Origin of the sequence: Acinetobacter sp. YH12129 (genome assembly GCF_013418685.1) — a bacterium.
GTDB lineage: Bacteria > Pseudomonadota > Gammaproteobacteria > Pseudomonadales > Moraxellaceae > Acinetobacter > Acinetobacter amyesii.
This window is the reverse complement of the sequence record NZ_VPBP01000019.1, coordinates 1-15,935: the sequence shown is the minus strand read 5'-3', so window position 1 is coordinate 15,935 and position 15,935 is coordinate 1. Positions and strand designations below refer to the sequence as shown.

Here is a 15,935-nt window from a genome sequence, read left to right as displayed (position 1 = left end):
AGTATTAAAAAAATTCAAAATATCGTGGCTTATAATAAGCGATTGACTTGTTCAAATCATCACATTTAGTTAAAGTTGCCACCTTGCGTCCATATAAAAGTTTAACTGAGAACGTCCCCGTGATTCTAAAACGACTAATTGGCTTGTTTTCGCCGGATCTTGCCATTGATTTAGGCACTGCAAATACACTTATTTATGCGCCAGGACGAGGCATCATTTTAAATGAGCCGACGGTGGTGGCAATTCGCCACAGTGGTTCACAAAAAATCGTTGCCGCAGTAGGTCTTGACGCGAAACAAATGCTAGGTCGTACACCTGCAAATATTTCTGCAATTCGCCCAATGAAAGATGGTGTGATTGCTGACTTTGAAGTCACTGAAACGATGTTGAATCAATTCATTGGCAAAGTGCACGAAAAACGTTTGTTCCCACCTGCACCGCGTGTCGTGGTGTGTGTGCCATGTAAATCGACGTTGGTGGAACGCCGTGCAATCCGTGAAGCTGTATACAATGCAGGTGCACGTGAAGTTCGCTTAATTGAAGAGCCAATGGCTGCTGCAATTGGTGCAGGTATGCCTGTTGAGCAAGCCTGTGGTTCGATGGTTGTCGATGTTGGTGGTGGTACAACTGAAATCGCGATCATTTCACTTCAAGGTTGTGTCTATGCAGACTCACTACGTATCGGTGGTGATGTATTTGATGAACAAATCATTAACTACGTGCGTAAAGCACATGGTTGTGTGATTGGTGAAACCACTGCAGAAAACATCAAAAAAGAAGTTGGTATGGCGCTTCCAGAAGAAGGTGCAAAACCTTTGGAAATCGAAGTCCGTGGTCGTAACTTGGCTGAAGGTGTACCTCGTGCGATTACTGTCACTTCTGATGAAGTGACTCAAGCGATTTCTGATCCACTGCAAAACATTGTGGCTGCGGTTAAATCTGCACTAGAGCAAACGCCACCTGAGTTGTCTTCAGACATCGCAGAACGCGGTATTGTGTTGACTGGTGGCGGTGCATTACTTCGCAATCTTGATAAGCTTCTTGCAAAAGAAACAGGTCTTCCTGTCGTGGTTGCAGAAGATCCACTATCATGTGTTACACGTGGTGGTGGTAAGGTTCTCGAATTCTTCGATAACCCAAATCATGACATGTTATTTGTAGGCTAAGAAAAGGACTCGGCGGGTGCAAACGCAACTGTTTTCAAGACAACCGCCATCTTTTCGCTCATTTATCATTGCGGTGATTACATGCTTGGTGGTGCTTTTCTTTGATTGGCGCATGCCGCATGTAATTCAACCGGCCAGAGACGTCTTGTATGCGGCATATAATCCAATTTATGCACTTGCAAGCTATCCAGTGTTATCGCGAGAATGGCTGAATCAACAAACCAAGTCTGAAGCTCAATTACGTCGTGAAAATACCGCGATGCAAGCAGAGTTAATTCAGGCTCAAGTCCGTTTACAGAAACTTTCTGAACTTTCTGCTGAAAATACTCGACTGCGTGGACTACTCGATACACCACTCATCATTGATGGTCGTATGGAGATTGCCGAAGTCATTGGTACCGATGCTGATCCCTTACGTCATATTATTGTGATTAACCGTGGAGCCAGCAGTCAGCTTAAAGTGGGACAAACTGTACTCGATGACAAGGGCATTATGGGGCAAATTATCAATGTTTACCCGCATAGTAGCCGTGTCATGTTGCTCTCAGACAAAGAGCACTCTTTATCCGTGCGTATGGAGCATACCGGTATGCGCGCAATCGTTACGGGTACAGGTGACTTAGGTCGACTTAAGATGGAATACGTGCCAACCAGTGCGAATATCAAAGTCGGTGAAAAAGTCTATAGCTCAGGTCTAGGGGCACATTTCCCAGCGGGTTATTTGGTGGGTACAGTCTCGAAAGTCAGTCGTCACAATAGCGGTGAATTTGCCCAAATTGATATCAATCCTGCTGCCCAATTGGCAGGTGGTCATCATGTGGTTGTGCTATTTTCCGATTCTTTAGCGATGGAGCAACCGCATGTCACTCGCTAAGCTTAGTCGTCATACAGAGCGCGACCCATTATTTCCGATTATCTTTTCCATCATTTTGGCATCCGTGCTGATGGTGTATCCGCTTTCTTATGACTTATCGGGTTGGCGTCCATTATTCATGATGATGATCATGCTATTTTGGGTACTCTGTCAGCCGACATGGTGCGGTGTTTGGTTTGCATTTGCCACAGGTCTCTTTACGGACTTGTTGACTGATGCACCTTTTGGCATGAACGCACTGAGTTTTGTGGTCATTGCATTTGTGACGCGCTTTTTAACGCGTGAACGTCGTATCCTTACATTTGGTAATTTGTGGATTATTGCTGCAATGGCAATTTTCGCGCATTTACTGTTTGTGTGGATTGTTCAAGTGATGGGTGGGGCACAGTTTTCATTTGCTCGCCATTGGCAGCCAATTGTTACTAGCTTACTCATTTGGCCAATCATGTATTACTTCCTGAGAAAATGGCGCATATAATTTTAGCTTCGAGTTCTCCTCGACGACGCGAACTTTTGCAACAATTAGGTCTGGAATTTGACATTTTCAGTCCAGATATTGATGAGTCCGTGTTGGAAGGAGAACCTGTAGCGGATTATGTAGAGCGTTTAGCACGTGCCAAAGCTTGCGCAGTACAACAACAATTCCCTGATGCTATCGTTATTGCCGCGGATACTAGTTTAGGCGTAGATGAGCACATTTTAGGAAAACCAGCGTCGAAAGCACATGCTTTTTCTATGTGGGAAATGATCTCTGGACGAAAACATGATGTGTTTTCAGGTGTTTGTGTCAGTACAAAAGATCAAATATACAGTATAGTAGTGCGTACACAGGTTGAATTTCAAACGCTGAGTCTAGCTGACATGGAAAGCTATTGGGCAACAGGTGAACCAATCGGCAAGGCGGGAGCCTATGCTATTCAAGGAATTGCTGCGCGCTATATTCCTTGTATTGAAGGGAGCTACAGCAATGTTGTTGGGCTGCCTTTGCATGAAACCGTACAGTTATTACAGATAGTTAAGGCATTAAATTAACTGCTGCAACACAAGAATTTTTATAATGTTTTGAGTTTTGATATGTCTGACGAGTTGTTGATTAACGTCACACCGATGGAATGTCGGGTGGCGTTGATTCAAAACGGTACGGTCAATGAATTATTTGTTGAGCGCACCGTGAAGCGTGGGTTAGTGGGCAATATTTATAAAGGGAAAGTTGTTCGCGTGCTTCCGGGTATGCAGGCTGCTTTTATTGATATTGGATTGTCGAGAACGGCTTTTTTACATATCAATGATATGGTCTGGCAGCGCAATCAACCAACCCCGAATGTTTTTGAGCTGTTACAACCAGGGCAAGTACTCACCGTACAAGTCATGAAAGATATGTTGGGTACCAAAGGTGCACGACTATCAACTGATCTTTCTATTCCTTCTCGTTACCTTGTTTTAATGCCATATGGCAGTCATACCGGTGTTTCTCAGCGCATTGAGTCTGAAGAAGAACGAGATCGCTTGCGTAGCATGATTGAACGCATTCAAAAGGAACACAATTTACCGGGTTCAGTCATCGTTCGTACTGCTGCCGAAGGTATTCCTGAATGTGAAATTGCGCAGGACATGGCCTATTTAGCTAAACTGTGGGAATACATACAACGTAAACAACGCAGTATTGTTGTGCCATCTTTGATTTTTGAAGAGCTACCTTTACCTCAACGCGTCATCCGTGATTTGGCCAATGAAGATACGTCTAAAATTCAGGTCGACTCACGCGAAGTGCATGGCAAATTGCAAGAGTTTGTCCAAGAATTTGTACCGAGTATGCAAAATCGCTTACTGCATTATCCGGGTGAGCGTCCAATTTTTGACTTGTACAATGTCGAAGAGGATATTCAGAAAGCCTTACAGACACGTGTAGCACTTAAGTCTGGCGGCTATCTGATGATCGATCAAACTGAAGCGATGACCACGATTGATGTCAATACTGGCTCCTACGTTGGTGGTCGTTCGCTTGAAGACACTGTGTTTAAAACCAATATGGAAGCCACACAGGTCATTGCACGTCAGCTCCGACTACGTAACTTGGGCGGGATTATCATTATTGACTTCATTGATATGCAAGAAGCACATCATCGTGAAGAAGTGATGAGCCAGTTTGAGAAAATGCTTGAGCGCGATCATGCTAAAACCAAGATCACTCAAGTGTCTGAGCTGGGTTTGGTGGAAATGACTCGGAAACGCACCCGTGAATCTTTAGAGCATCTCCTTTGTGATTCTTGCCCGACCTGTCAGGGGCGTGGTTATGTGAAAACGGCTGAAACAGTTTGCTATGAAATTTTCCGTGAAATCTTGAGATATGCACGTGCTTATGAGTCACAAAGTGGCTTTACCGTGGTGGCACATCCGTCGGTGATTGACCGATTGTTAACTGCTGAAGCACCTGCGGTAGCTGATTTAGAGCACTTTATTAGCCGTGTGATCAAGTTCCAAGTGGAAAATTTATATACGCAAGAGCAATACGATATCATTCTGAGCTGAAATTGTAACAGAATATCGTTAAACACTTGTTACAACTGAGATTTTACTTTTGAACTGTTATTTTGAATACTAGACACATCAAATAGCCAAAGCCATTTTCCTGCATTGGACTTGAAAATGGTTTAGCAAAAAGAGGTGTACTATGGGTGTTAGTAAAACAGTAATGAAAAGTGGTCTTAAAACTGTTGTTGAAGCAAAAGCGATCCATTCAGGTTATATCGTGGATGAGCGTGGTAATGAGGTTCAAATTACAGCGTCTATGATTCGTTCTGCTTGTCATCAGTTACTTAAACAGTGCCGAGCTATCAAAGCTTAAATATTGAAATATAAATAATGTAATCCAGAGGGTTAAAGTGCTAACGCGCAATTCTAAAATATTTAATGCGCTAAAATTTTATAAATAATGGAAAATAAACTTAATTATCAGTGCGTATCTACAAGTCATAATTAAACAATAACAACGGATTTGTTCACCTAAATTTTAGCTTATACACGTAAATTGCTCCAAAAAATCACTCAAAGTTCAAATGATAAAAACCCGTCTAGATTGTTTAATTTAGACGGGTTTTTAATTTTTTTGATGGTTCAATCTGCTGATGAATTGATACAAAATCTAGAAACAGGCGGTTAGCTAACCGCCTGTAACTTTGGGGAATCTTGGTTCACAATAGTTTCAAATCGTTGAATTTCTTCTTCCAAATGCGTGAGTAAATTTTGCATTTTTGGCAGCGCATTACGACATGCCGTTAAACCCACTTCAAGCTTATCTAAATAGCTGGTCATGGTGATATTAAGCGCTTGACCATCCAAAACAATGGACGCAGGGTAGAGCGCTTCTAAACGTGCACCATTCCAATATAACGGCTCTTGTGGGCCGGGAACATTCGAAATGACCAAGTTAAAGGCCTGACGTTTTGGCATAAAGCCTGAAGCAATATTCAAACCTGCTGCACTGTAGACAAAAGCACTGTAGTTTAAAATTTGATTCGAGTTCATACGCTTAAAGCGCTCTTTGGCATTGAGCACGCTACGACGCACAATCTTCAACCGTTCTAGTGGATCTTCTTTATGGGTTCCAAGATTGGCCAAAATCATGGTAATACGGTTAGACATATCTGAATCATCGGTACGCACAGATGCAGGCACCATAGCGATCAATGGCTTTTTAGGTAATGCATTTTGTGTAATTAAATACTCACGTAATGCGCCTGAACAAATTGCGAGCACAATATCGTTAATTGTTACGCCGAGAGACTTGGCAATATGTGACAAACGTGAAAATTCAAAAGATTGAGCAGCAAAACGACGTGAAGAACTAACCCGTTGGTTTAATATTGAACTTGGTGCTTGGAAGCTAGACACATAATCTGGGTTACGCCCCATATCTTTCATCACGGTTTGTGACAGTTCGTACAAAACTCGTGGAGTAGAGTCAAGTTGTCCCTTAATGGTCGATAACAGACCTTTCATGCGACTGGCTTTAGGCTGCTTCAGGCGTTTTGCACGAGGGCCTTCTACACACCATGGTGGCACAATACTTTTAGCATCTGGGTCATGCGAAAGCGATTTTTCAACTAAACGCATACCTGCAATGCCATCGACCATCGCGTGGTGGATTTTGAAGTACATGGCAAAACGATTGCCTTCAATGCCTTCAATAATATGGCAGGTCCAAAGCGGTTTTGCACGGTCAATCAGCGCACTGTGTTCCTGTGAAATATAAGTCAAAAGTTCACGGATACGACCGGGATGCGGCAGTGCGATATGGCGGAAGTGATGATCTAAATCAAACTCTTCGTCTTCATCCCAAAAGAAGCCGTTGAGTTTATTGTTAAAAGGAGGAATAGGAATGGATTTTGAATTACGAATATCTGCGACTAAATCTTGAATAAAAGTATCTGGTGCATTGTCAGGGATCTGAAATAAAAATAGACCACCTACGTGCATCGGTTGTTGCCGTTTCTCTAAATTTAAGAATATGAAATCAATAGGATGTAATGGACGCATAGCGTTGATTGCCTCACTGCAATTTCTACAGCTGCTCATGTATGAGTAGCATTGTTAGAATTATTAAATTGTCATTTGCAGTATAGCGTTTTTACGTTGAAATGATATGGAATTATGTGTATCGATGCGTTGAAAAAAACCACTGCTATGCAGTGGTTTTGTGATCTTTATTTTTTCATGTTGCCTGCGTGTAAGCCGCATTCTTTATGGGTTGCATCTTCCCACCACCAGCGACCTTCTCGTTCGTGTTGATTCGGTAAAACAGGTCGAGTACATGGTTCACAGCCAATCGAGATAAAGCCACGTTCGTGTAGTGGATTATATGGAATTTCCATGAGACGGATATAGTTCCAGACATCAGCGCTAGACCAGTTTGCCAAAGGATTATATTTAATCAATTGCTTGCCCGGACCTGAAAAACCGGGGTCTGCTTGTACCACAGGAATTTCATTACGTGTGCCTGGGCTTTGGTCTTTACGTTGACCTGTGATCCAGCCATCTAAAGTGGCTAGTTTTTTACGCAAAGGTTGTACTTTACGGATACCACAGCATTCTTTATGTTCATCTTGATAGAAGCTAAAAAAGCCCTTTTCTGTTACCAGTTTTTGTACGGCATCACTTTCTGGGAAACAGATTTCAATATCAATTTTATAATGTTTACGGACAGTATCTAAAAATTGGTAAGTTTCAGGGTGTAAGCGACCGGTATCTAAACTAAATACACGAAAAGGAATCCCTAAGTTCGATGCAAGATCAATCAGTACAACATCTTCTGCACCAGAAAAGGAAATCGCAACTTCACCTTGCTGGCTTAGCGCAAGTTTCATAATCTCAGAAGGTGATTTATCTGCATATTCAGATGCAAGTGCATCGACAAGGTCAATAGTAGGGATGGTAGTCATGAATGTCCTGGCTATAGGCTTGGAACGTTAAAACCTATATTAATTTATTTCAGAACTATTTTAATGGAAATGCTAAAACACACTTATCACTAAAAAATAGATACTTATGAAAAAAATAGATTTAAAAAAGAACAATGCATTTTTTTATTCTTCCGCTATGATAATGAAAAATTTTTTTCACATAACAGAGGGTAGAGTGCATGGAAGTCGTTTGTTTAGATCTAGAAGGGGTTTTAGTACCTGAAATTTGGATTAATTTTGCGAAAAAAACAGGCATTAAAGAACTTGAAGCAACGACTCGTGACATTCCAGATTACGATGTGTTGATGACTCAGCGTTTAAATATCCTAAAACAACACGGTTTGGGTTTAAACGATATTCAAGACGTAATCGCAGATATGGGGCCATTTGAAGGTGCAAAAGAGTTTGTAGAGTGGGTGCGTACTCATTTTCAATTGATTATTCTTTCAGATACTTTCTATGAGTTTGCACATCCATTAATGCAGCAACTTGGTTGGCCAACGATTTTCTGCCACAAATTAGAAACTGATGAAAATGGTATGATCTCAGCTTATAAGCTTCGTCAACCTGATCAAAAGCGTAAAGCCGTTCAAGCATTGCATGGGTTAAACTTCCGGGTGATTGCAGCAGGTGATTCTTATAACGATACGACGATGCTTGGTGAAGCAGATGCGGGTTTCTTATTTGATGCGCCTGACAATGTGATTGCAGAATTTCCACAATTCCCACCAATTCATGGCTATGCTGCATTAAAAGAAGCGATTCGTAATGCTTCAGTTCGTGATATTCCAGCTTAATTCTGTATAGCTGGTTATAGAAAAGGGCGCTTATGCGCCCTTTCTTGTTTAATGCAAAGCTGTTCTAACAACTTAGAAGCGATAGCCTATTTTCAAACCATAGCCAAGCGCATGGTTATCTTCAAATTCACCTACTGGATTACCACCAGTTTGAGCAGTAGCATCACCTAACCAGAAGTATTTAACACCTGCTTGGATGAAATAGTTTTCAGCAGGACTATATTGACCACCTAGACCAACATTCCAATTCCCTTCAACAGGGCCTAAAGTCGTAATAGGGTTGCCAGCACCCGAATCGTAACCTACAGATGCAGAACCAGACCATTTGCTGTTAAATTTATGGCCTACACCAACATTAGCTGACCATTGGTCGTCTGAGTAATCAATAAGATTTTGACGGACATGAGGTGCTGGAATTGAACTTACGTTACCAAGTAAAGTTGGTTTAACCGCAAACTGGCTCCAATGTACCCAACGAACATTGGCAAATGCTAGCGTATCTTTAGCAATACCTGTTTGGAAATCTAAGTTAACTGATTGAGGTGTTGTTGCATCAACAGATGATGTCAGCGCACTTAAAGATGGATACGGTAGAAGCGTAGTTTCATTGGATTTTGTATTATGTTCAATTTCAGAGCGGTAGGTAATAGCCGCTTTTAATGCAATTTCAGGAATCGAATAAGCAACACCTGCTAACCAGCCATAAGCTTCTTCACGTTCCATTTCGATGTTATAAGTACCAAGTTTGGCATTACCACCATAAGCAGCACCACGTAGTTTGATATTGGCTTCTACAGTTTGCCAAACTGGACCTGCATAAAAGTTCCAATTTTCGTTTGGTTGGTAACCAATTAGGGCAGTTAAGCTTTCAGTTTTAACATCTACAGATGTACCTTGAGCACCATTACCAAATACTTGCGATGCAGCATCATATTCAGCTTCTGCACCGTATGGTTGGTCGTAAATTAAACCTAGTGAAATTTTGTCAGTCGCTTGTACTTTGACAGCAGCGGAAGGGAAGTAATATGACTTCGCCATGTCATCGACATTAAGTTCATTTGACTTTACTTCTGCATCTAGAACAGTGATACCTGCTTCTGCATAGTTACCAGGTTGTAAGAATGCTGAAATAGACTGACCTGAACGATCTAGACCCGCTGCAAATAATGATGCTGTTGGTAAAGCGGTAAGTAAAATTGCGTAGCTAAGGTGATTTAAGCGCATACTTTTCCCTGTTTGTAACTTTTGATGTTATTTCAATGTGTGGAAAGTAACATAAATAGAAAAACAGTAAATAAGAGTTGCTACTCTAAAATTGAACTAGGGAAGTTAAAAAATGAGCATGACTAGAGTATTTATTCTAGTGATTGATAATTATCTTTATGATTTTTAAATGAAAAATTAGAGTAAAAAGCTTAGTTTTTGATAAATGTTTTAGTAAATTTAAATGTTTATTGTTTGATCAAACAAGATAGGGAAAGAATAAAAAGTTAGGGCCATAGCGAACTATGGCCCGAATCATATTTAAATTAGAAGCGGTAACCGATTTTTAAACCGTATGCCCAAGCATCGTTATCTTCAAATGATGCTACTGATTCATTTGTACCAAACATTGATGCAGGTTGTGCTTCAGCATCACCTAACATGAAGTATTTAACACCACCTGCGATAAAGTAGTTAGGCGCTGGGCTGAATTGTAAACCTAAGCCTACGTTCCAGTAGCCTTCAGTAGGACCAAGTGTTGATACAGGGTTACCTGCGCCTGAATCCCAGCCTACAGAGACGTTACCAGCCCATTGTTCACTAAATTTACGACCTACACCGACTGTAGCATTGATTTGATCATCAGTATAAGCAACAAGATCAAACCCACCCACTGGGCCACGACCAATGGCACCTAGTGTTTCAGATGCTGCACCAAAAGCAGTTGGACGAATTGCGAAATTTGACCAATCTACCCAACGGACATTCGCAAATGCGACAGTGTCGGCCATGATACCAGTTTGAAAATCTAGGTTAACAGACTGAGGTGTAGTGATCTTGGTGTCAGCACGTGTTGAAAAAGCACCGCCAAGTAGAGCACTGTTTCCAGTTTCTGTGGTTGCAGCTTCGTGATCAATTTCAGAACGGTAAGTAATAGATGCTTTTAAAGCAATTTCTGGGATTTGGTAAGCTAATCCTGCTAACCAACCAACGGCACTATCTTCTTTCATATTTGCATTATATAAACCGAGAGCTTGGTTTGCTCCATATGCAATACCACGTAGTTGAACATCGCCTTTTACTGTTTGATATACACCACCGCCATAAATGTTGAAATTTTCAGTCGGTTGAAAACCAAATATCATCGAAATATTTTGGGTGTGAACGTCGACTTCAGTTGTTTCGCCCATTAGCTGGAATGCACCAGGGGTGCCTGCAACTGGTAGTGTTTGATCTGTATCGCTATATTTAGCTTCTGCGCCAAATGGTTGATCATATAGTAAACCAAAAGAAAAATTATCAGTTAGCTGTAATTTTAATGCTGCTTGTGGAAAATAGTAATCACCTGCCATGTCATCTAGTGAAGTATTGGCAAGAGCTCCTAATGTTGGGTTGCTAGCAGGAGCAGTACTGTTCATCTTCCCAGAAACATTAGGGTCTAAAACCGAAATGCCAGCTTCAAAATAGTTCCCTGGTTGTAGAAATGCAGAAATAGATTGTCCTGAACGATCTAGTGCTGCTGCAAAAGCACCTGTCATTGGAACTGAAGCAAGAATCATGGCTGTAGCTAAAGTTTTTAATTTCATTCTTCGTCATTCCTTGAGATACGAATTTGATTTTTATGGTTACTGCATATATTCGTTATGGAAAACTTCTTAATACTCTTAGGCTTAATTGTTACTCCATGTGACAAAAATAGCACAATTAAAATAAGAGTAAATGCTCTAGATTGAAAAATATGGCTAAAAGTTGCTATTTTTAGAGTAAAAGTACTAATTAGTATATATAACATTTTGATTATTATTTAATATTTTCATTTAGCGCATTATTTTCTAAACCTAGAAAAAAATTGAAAAAATTTTGATATGAGCAGTCATAAATTGATTTTTTGGCCTTATGGACCATACTATGTGTCGTTTTTTGCATTGAGAGGTAGGTGGTTAGCACATTTTAAAGCGCTATTTAACTGTTCTTAAAAATAGTCTTTGAACAGTAATCTTTGTAAAAACAATAACTAAGTTAAAAACTGTAATTGATGGGTTTTTAGTGTGAAAGGTTCTTTCTTTATATTTATTGGTATATGGGGGATTACAAATACAGGGAGGAGGGATATCTCAGAAATTGTGCGCTCTGCGGGACTCGAACCCACGTCGGTCGCTTAGGAGGCAACTGCTCTATCCAGTTAAGCTAAGAGCGCAAGACGGAGGCTAATGTACTCCTATTTTAGCTAAAAAAAAAGTTATTGCCGAAACAATAACTTTTTAAATTACTTAGTCTTTATGAACTTCATTGGGGTCAATGTCGCTCAAATCTTTAGGATTAAGATAGTTAAACATTAATAACATGACTGTAATCCAAACAGGGATCATTAGAACAGATTCCATAAAGCCCTGAGTCCACATAATAAAGAGAACTAAAGCAATAAAGATCAGAACGATGTAGTTGCTGACTGGTGCCCAAAGTGCAGGATAAGACGTTGTAAAATTCAAAATACGTTTTGCACGACGGAACTGTAAGTGAGTCATGGTAATCATCGCCCAGTTAAGGACAAGTGCACCAACCACCACATACATTAAGTGACCAAGCGCATCTTCAGGTACGAAGTAGTTTAAGAGTACGCAACCGAAAATCAGGACTGCAGAAAGTAATACCGCTGGAATTGGCACGCCACTTTTGTTGGTTTTAGCGAAAACTTTTGGTGCATTACCTTGCTTCGCCAAGCTGTAAAGCATACGGCTATTGGCATACATACCGCTGTTATAAACAGACAGTGCTGCAGTTAAGATAATGAAGTTCAGTAAATGTGCAGCCCAATCAATTCCTAGTTGGCTAAAGATCATCACAAATGGACTTTTGTCTAAACCACCTAGTTCAAGCTGATTCCATGGCACAAGTGACAATAGAATAGTCAAAGAACCCACGTAGAAAATCAAAATACGAAAAACAACTTGGTTAATCGCTTTAGGAATAGTTTCTTTTGGATTTTCAGCTTCCGCTGCCGCCATACCAATCAGTTCAATACCACCGAAGGCGAACATCAAGAAAGCCAGCATGAAGAATAAGCCTTCAAAACCATTTGGGAAGAAGCCGCCTTGACTCCATAAGTTGGTAAATGATGCTGTTGAGTTGGCATCTGCAGTCAGTAGCAAATACAAACCAAATACGATCATCGAAATAACTGCAGTGACTTTAATAATCGACAGCCAAAACTCAGATTCACCATAAAACTTCACATTACCTAAGTTTACTAAAGTAATGATCACGAAGAAGAACAGTACAGATGCCCATGCTGGAATATGAGGCCACCAGTAATTGATGTATTTCGCAACAGCGGTGAGTTCTGTCATTGCCACTAAAATATAGAGAATCCAGTAGTTCCAACCTGTTAAGAAACCTGGAAATTTCCCCCAATATTTATATGCAAAATGGCTAAATGAACCCGCTACAGGTTCATGGACGATCATTTCACCCAACTGACGCATAATTAGAAAGGCGATCAAACCGCCAATGGCGTAGCCTAGAATAATGGATGGTCCAGCAGATTGAATCACATGCGCTGAGCCCAAGAATAAGCCTGTACCAATTGCACCACCCATGGCAATCAATTGAATATGACGATTCTTTAAGCCACGCTTGAGTTCGGAGGAATTGGTAGTCAAGTTACTCTTCCCGAGAATGGTTTAATTTTGGTAATTGTAATGTATAGAGAATGAATAGCCTAGTAGCTCAAAATTTATGAAAAATATTTATAGGTTTGATAACCTATTTTTTGTTTTAAATGCTGAGTTAAAAATTTATGAATCAATAGATTAATTTTATTTTAATTGAAATTCTGATGCTTGCCTTTATATGGAAAAGGTATCGAATGTTGTTTTTTTATACTTAAGTCATGTGATTGTTAAAACTTCAATTAAACATTGTATGATGCAAAAGCGCAGAAAAGAACGCTCTGCCAAAACACAATGATAAAGATTAAGGATTCAATAAAAATGAGTTTTGCTCCCCAAATTAAGATTGCAGCGACTTATATGCGCGGTGGTACTAGTAAAGGTGTATTTTTCAAGCTAGATGATTTACCGCTTGCGGCACAACAAGCTGGAAAAGTTCGCGACCAACTTTTATTGCGAGTGATTGGCAGTCCAGATCCTTATGGCAAACAAATTGATGGGATGGGGGGAGCGACTTCAAGTACCAGTAAAACCGTGATTTTGGCAAAAAGTTCACAGCCTGAGCATGATGTAGACTATCTATTTGGACAAGTGTCGATTGATAAAGCATTTGTCGACTGGAGTGGTAACTGCGGAAACCTAACAGCAGCGGTTGGTGCATTTGCCATTTCAAATGGTTTGGTTGAGGCATCACGTATTCCTGAAAATGGCTTGTGTACGGTTCGTATTTGGCAAGCCAATATTCAAAAAACCATTATTGCGCATGTACCTATTACTGATGGTGCAGTACAAGAAACCGGTGATTTTGAACTAGATGGAGTGACCTTCCCAGCAGCCGAAGTTCAAATTGAATTTTTAGACCCCGCAGATGATGGTGAAGATGGCGGCGCTATGTTCCCTACAGGGAATTTGGTCGATACCTTAACCGTACCCGATGAAGGCAGTTTCCCTGCAACATTCATTAATGCAGGTATTCCAACGATTTTCTTAAATGCAGAAGATATTGGTTATGTCGGCACTGAACTACAAGATGCGATCAACGGTGATGCTAAGGCATTGGCCCGTTTTGAAAAAATCCGTGCTTATGGTGCGCAGCAAATGGGTTTGATTTCAGATATTGCTGAAGCAGAGCAACGTCAACATACACCAAAGATTGCATTTGTTTCAAAACCGAAAGCTTATACATCTTCGAGTTCTAAACAAATTTCAGAACACGATACGGACTTATTGGTTCGTGCCTTGTCGATGGGGAAACTGCATCATGCCATGATGGGCACAGCGGCAGTTGCCATTGGTACAGCAGCTGCGATACCGGGGACACTTGTGAACTTAGCCGCGGGTGGTGGGGAGCGAGAAGCCGTGCGTTTCGGACATCCATCTGGGACGTTACGTGTAGGTGCGCAAGCGATTTATGAAAATGGTCAGTGGGTCGTTAAAAAAGCCGTAATGAGCCGAAGTGCGCGTGTCTTAATGGAAGGTTGGGTGCGTATTCCTGCGGATAGTTTGGATTAAGCATTTAACATCTCATTTGAAATCAGCCTCTGCTTTGCAGGGGCTTTTTTTTGCCTTTATCTTTTATATGAATAAGCAAATCATGAATTGGTATATCTTTTTATATAATATGAACTGCATTTAATATTAGAAAGTTTCTGTGATTTATGCCAGATTAATTTTGTTAGCATTTTGCGTAGCTTTACCCTGAAAAAAGTAGCGAAACCATGCTTAAAAAAGACTTAATAAAATCGGATCTACCTACTGAACAATTGGCTGTATTAGAAGCGTTGCCAATGCCTGCTGCATTATTTTCTGCGACAGCTGAGCTGATATGCGCCAATCAAATATTTAAACATCGATTTCAGTCAGACTTACAAGAGATCGTATTAAATCACGTGTCTGTGATGCAGCAAAAAACCAAAGCCACAAGTTCTGAGTTTGAATTACGCTGTTTAGAGAACGACAGCATTGAACCCTTTATGTATAGTGAAAATGAACGGCACTATTGGTTCACGCTCAAACCTAAGTTTCAACAAAGTGGCGATTTGGAACATGTGTTGTTGTGCTGTGCGGACATTACAAATTTAAAGCAATTCGAATTATCACTGTTGAAACATAACCAACAACTCGAACAACAAGTTTATTTTGATTATCTGACAGGGATAAAAAATCGACGAGGTTTTGATTTAGACCTTTCTCAATGGCAAAAAAGCTTCGCGGTTGAACAAGCCGATGAAATTTGTTTGATGATGCTCGACTTAGACAATTTTAAGCAAATCAATGATATCTACGGTCATGCGTTTGGCGATGAAGTTTTAAGAAAAAGTGCGCAGCTTTTAAGGGGGCAAATCAGTCAACACGCAGATGCACAAATATATCGCATGGGTGGCGAAGAGTTTGCAATGATTTTGCCACGCACGGCTATATCGACTGCATGTTCGATTGCTCAACAATGTTGTGAGCAAATCTATGCTTCTTCGATGAATTATGCGGATAAGGCTTTACAACTGAGTATCTCATGCGGAGTGGCCTTGTGGGATGGTACAGAGTCATTTTTTGAAACATTGGCACGTGCCGATCAGGCTTTGTATCAAGCCAAGAAAGGCTCGAAAAATTGTACCTGTTTTAATGATGGACAAAATGTGGCGCTATAGCCAAATCCTAAAAACTATAGAACAATAGAGATATGGGATATTCAAAAGATTTTAAAGACAAAGTCATAGAAATTATGATTCGAGATGAAATGTCTGTGCGAAAAGCAGCACAGCATTTTA

General features: G+C 40.5%; 14 protein-coding genes and 1 tRNA gene. 9 read left to right on the top strand and 6 right to left on the bottom strand.

The features are described from left to right. The first annotated feature begins 119 nt into the window (after positions 1–119). The 6 genes from FTU65_RS10625 (at position 120) to FTU65_RS10600 (ending at position 4,885) form a co-directional block, all read left to right on the top strand. Positions 120–1,166, top strand: coding sequence for a rod shape-determining protein (locus tag FTU65_RS10625; RefSeq protein ID WP_086178633.1), 1,047 nt, complete (start codon positions 120–122; stop codon positions 1,164–1,166). 16 nt (positions 1,167–1,182) lie between these two features. Beyond that, positions 1,183–2,040: a rod shape-determining protein MreC gene (mreC, locus tag FTU65_RS10620; RefSeq protein WP_078189984.1), complete on the top strand. Its 858-nt coding sequence runs from the start codon at positions 1,183–1,185 to the stop codon at positions 2,038–2,040. Next, on the top strand, positions 2,027–2,518 hold the full coding sequence (mreD, locus tag FTU65_RS10615; RefSeq protein ID WP_168379038.1) for a rod shape-determining protein MreD: 492 nt from the start codon (positions 2,027–2,029) through the stop codon (positions 2,516–2,518). The genes mreC and mreD overlap by 14 nt, the downstream gene beginning before the upstream one ends. Next, on the top strand, positions 2,506–3,072 hold the full coding sequence (locus FTU65_RS10610) for a Maf-like protein (RefSeq protein WP_180065310.1): 567 nt from the start codon (positions 2,506–2,508) through the stop codon (positions 3,070–3,072). The genes mreD and FTU65_RS10610 overlap by 13 nt, the downstream gene beginning before the upstream one ends. A gap of 42 nt (positions 3,073–3,114) precedes the next feature. Beyond that, a complete protein-coding gene (gene rng, locus FTU65_RS10605; protein ID WP_078189981.1) occupies positions 3,115–4,569 on the top strand; it encodes a ribonuclease G in 1,455 nt (484 codons plus the stop codon). A gap of 142 nt (positions 4,570–4,711) precedes the next feature. Next, positions 4,712–4,885 (top strand): PA1571 family protein, encoded by a 174-nt coding sequence (locus FTU65_RS10600; RefSeq protein ID WP_168379036.1) that lies wholly within the window; start codon positions 4,712–4,714, stop codon positions 4,883–4,885. A gap of 311 nt (positions 4,886–5,196) precedes the next feature. On the opposite strand, the gene FTU65_RS10595 is transcribed toward FTU65_RS10600, so the two are convergent. Together FTU65_RS10595 and FTU65_RS10590 are read right to left on the bottom strand one after the other, a co-directional pair. Further along, complete coding sequence (locus FTU65_RS10595; RefSeq protein ID WP_180026498.1) at positions 5,197–6,576, bottom strand: wax ester/triacylglycerol synthase family O-acyltransferase; 1,380 nt, start codon at positions 6,574–6,576, stop codon at positions 5,197–5,199. A gap of 167 nt (positions 6,577–6,743) precedes the next feature. Next, positions 6,744–7,478 carry a phosphoadenylyl-sulfate reductase gene (locus FTU65_RS10590; RefSeq protein ID WP_168379034.1) on the bottom strand — a complete coding sequence of 245 codons (735 nt, stop codon included), beginning with the start codon at positions 7,476–7,478 and terminating at the stop codon, positions 6,744–6,746. 200 nt (positions 7,479–7,678) lie between these two features. Between FTU65_RS10590 and thrH the strand changes: the two genes are divergently transcribed. After that, positions 7,679–8,296, top strand: coding sequence for a bifunctional phosphoserine phosphatase/homoserine phosphotransferase ThrH (thrH, locus tag FTU65_RS10585; protein ID WP_078189978.1), 618 nt, complete (start codon positions 7,679–7,681; stop codon positions 8,294–8,296). A gap of 72 nt (positions 8,297–8,368) precedes the next feature. Here the strand turns inward: thrH and FTU65_RS10580 are convergent, their stop codons facing one another. The 4 genes from FTU65_RS10580 to FTU65_RS10565 form a co-directional block, all read right to left on the bottom strand. Further along, positions 8,369–9,520 (bottom strand): OmpP1/FadL family transporter, encoded by a 1,152-nt coding sequence (locus FTU65_RS10580; RefSeq protein ID WP_180004312.1) that lies wholly within the window; start codon positions 9,518–9,520, stop codon positions 8,369–8,371. Positions 9,521–9,825: 305 nt separating this feature from the next. Next, positions 9,826–11,085 carry an OmpP1/FadL family transporter gene (locus FTU65_RS10575; RefSeq protein ID WP_180022296.1) on the bottom strand — a complete coding sequence of 420 codons (1,260 nt, stop codon included), beginning with the start codon at positions 11,083–11,085 and terminating at the stop codon, positions 9,826–9,828. 538 nt (positions 11,086–11,623) lie between these two features. Continuing rightward, a tRNA-Arg gene (locus tag FTU65_RS10570) sits at positions 11,624–11,696 on the bottom strand. 73 nt (positions 11,697–11,769) lie between these two features. After that, entirely contained in the window at positions 11,770–13,158 is a 1,389-nt protein-coding gene (locus FTU65_RS10565; RefSeq protein ID WP_078189974.1) for an amino acid permease, read from the bottom strand. Positions 13,159–13,488: 330 nt separating this feature from the next. Here FTU65_RS10565 and prpF point away from each other — a divergent pair, with 330 nt between their 5' ends. Further along, complete coding sequence (gene prpF / locus FTU65_RS10560; protein WP_180004315.1) at positions 13,489–14,679, top strand: 2-methylaconitate cis-trans isomerase PrpF; 1,191 nt, start codon at positions 13,489–13,491, stop codon at positions 14,677–14,679. Positions 14,680–14,885: 206 nt separating this feature from the next. After that, the gene (locus tag FTU65_RS10555; RefSeq protein ID WP_180066773.1) at positions 14,886–15,815 is read left to right on the top strand and encodes a GGDEF domain-containing protein; all 930 of its coding nucleotides are present in this window, start codon (positions 14,886–14,888) and stop codon (positions 15,813–15,815) included. The last annotated feature ends 120 nt before the right edge of the window (positions 15,816–15,935 follow it).

Coding starts and splice junctions, on each gene's coding strand:
- mreD (WP_168379038.1), top strand. CDS start 2,027: ATGTCACTCGCTAAGCTTAGTCGTCATACAGAGCGCGACCCATTATTT.
- FTU65_RS10610 (WP_180065310.1), top strand. CDS start 2,506: ATGGCGCATATAATTTTAGCTTCGAGTTCTCCTCGACGACGCGAACTT.
- rng (WP_078189981.1), top strand. CDS start 3,115: ATGTCTGACGAGTTGTTGATTAACGTCACACCGATGGAATGTCGGGTG.
- FTU65_RS10600 (WP_168379036.1), top strand. CDS start 4,712: ATGGGTGTTAGTAAAACAGTAATGAAAAGTGGTCTTAAAACTGTTGTT.
- FTU65_RS10595 (WP_180026498.1), bottom strand. CDS start 6,576: ATGCGTCCATTACATCCTATTGATTTCATATTCTTAAATTTAGAGAAA.
- FTU65_RS10590 (WP_168379034.1), bottom strand. CDS start 7,478: ATGACTACCATCCCTACTATTGACCTTGTCGATGCACTTGCATCTGAA.
- thrH (WP_078189978.1), top strand. CDS start 7,679: ATGGAAGTCGTTTGTTTAGATCTAGAAGGGGTTTTAGTACCTGAAATT.
- FTU65_RS10580 (WP_180004312.1), bottom strand. CDS start 9,520: ATGCGCTTAAATCACCTTAGCTACGCAATTTTACTTACCGCTTTACCA.
- FTU65_RS10575 (WP_180022296.1), bottom strand. CDS start 11,085: ATGAAATTAAAAACTTTAGCTACAGCCATGATTCTTGCTTCAGTTCCA.
- prpF (WP_180004315.1), top strand. CDS start 13,489: ATGAGTTTTGCTCCCCAAATTAAGATTGCAGCGACTTATATGCGCGGT.
- FTU65_RS10555 (WP_180066773.1), top strand. CDS start 14,886: ATGCTTAAAAAAGACTTAATAAAATCGGATCTACCTACTGAACAATTG.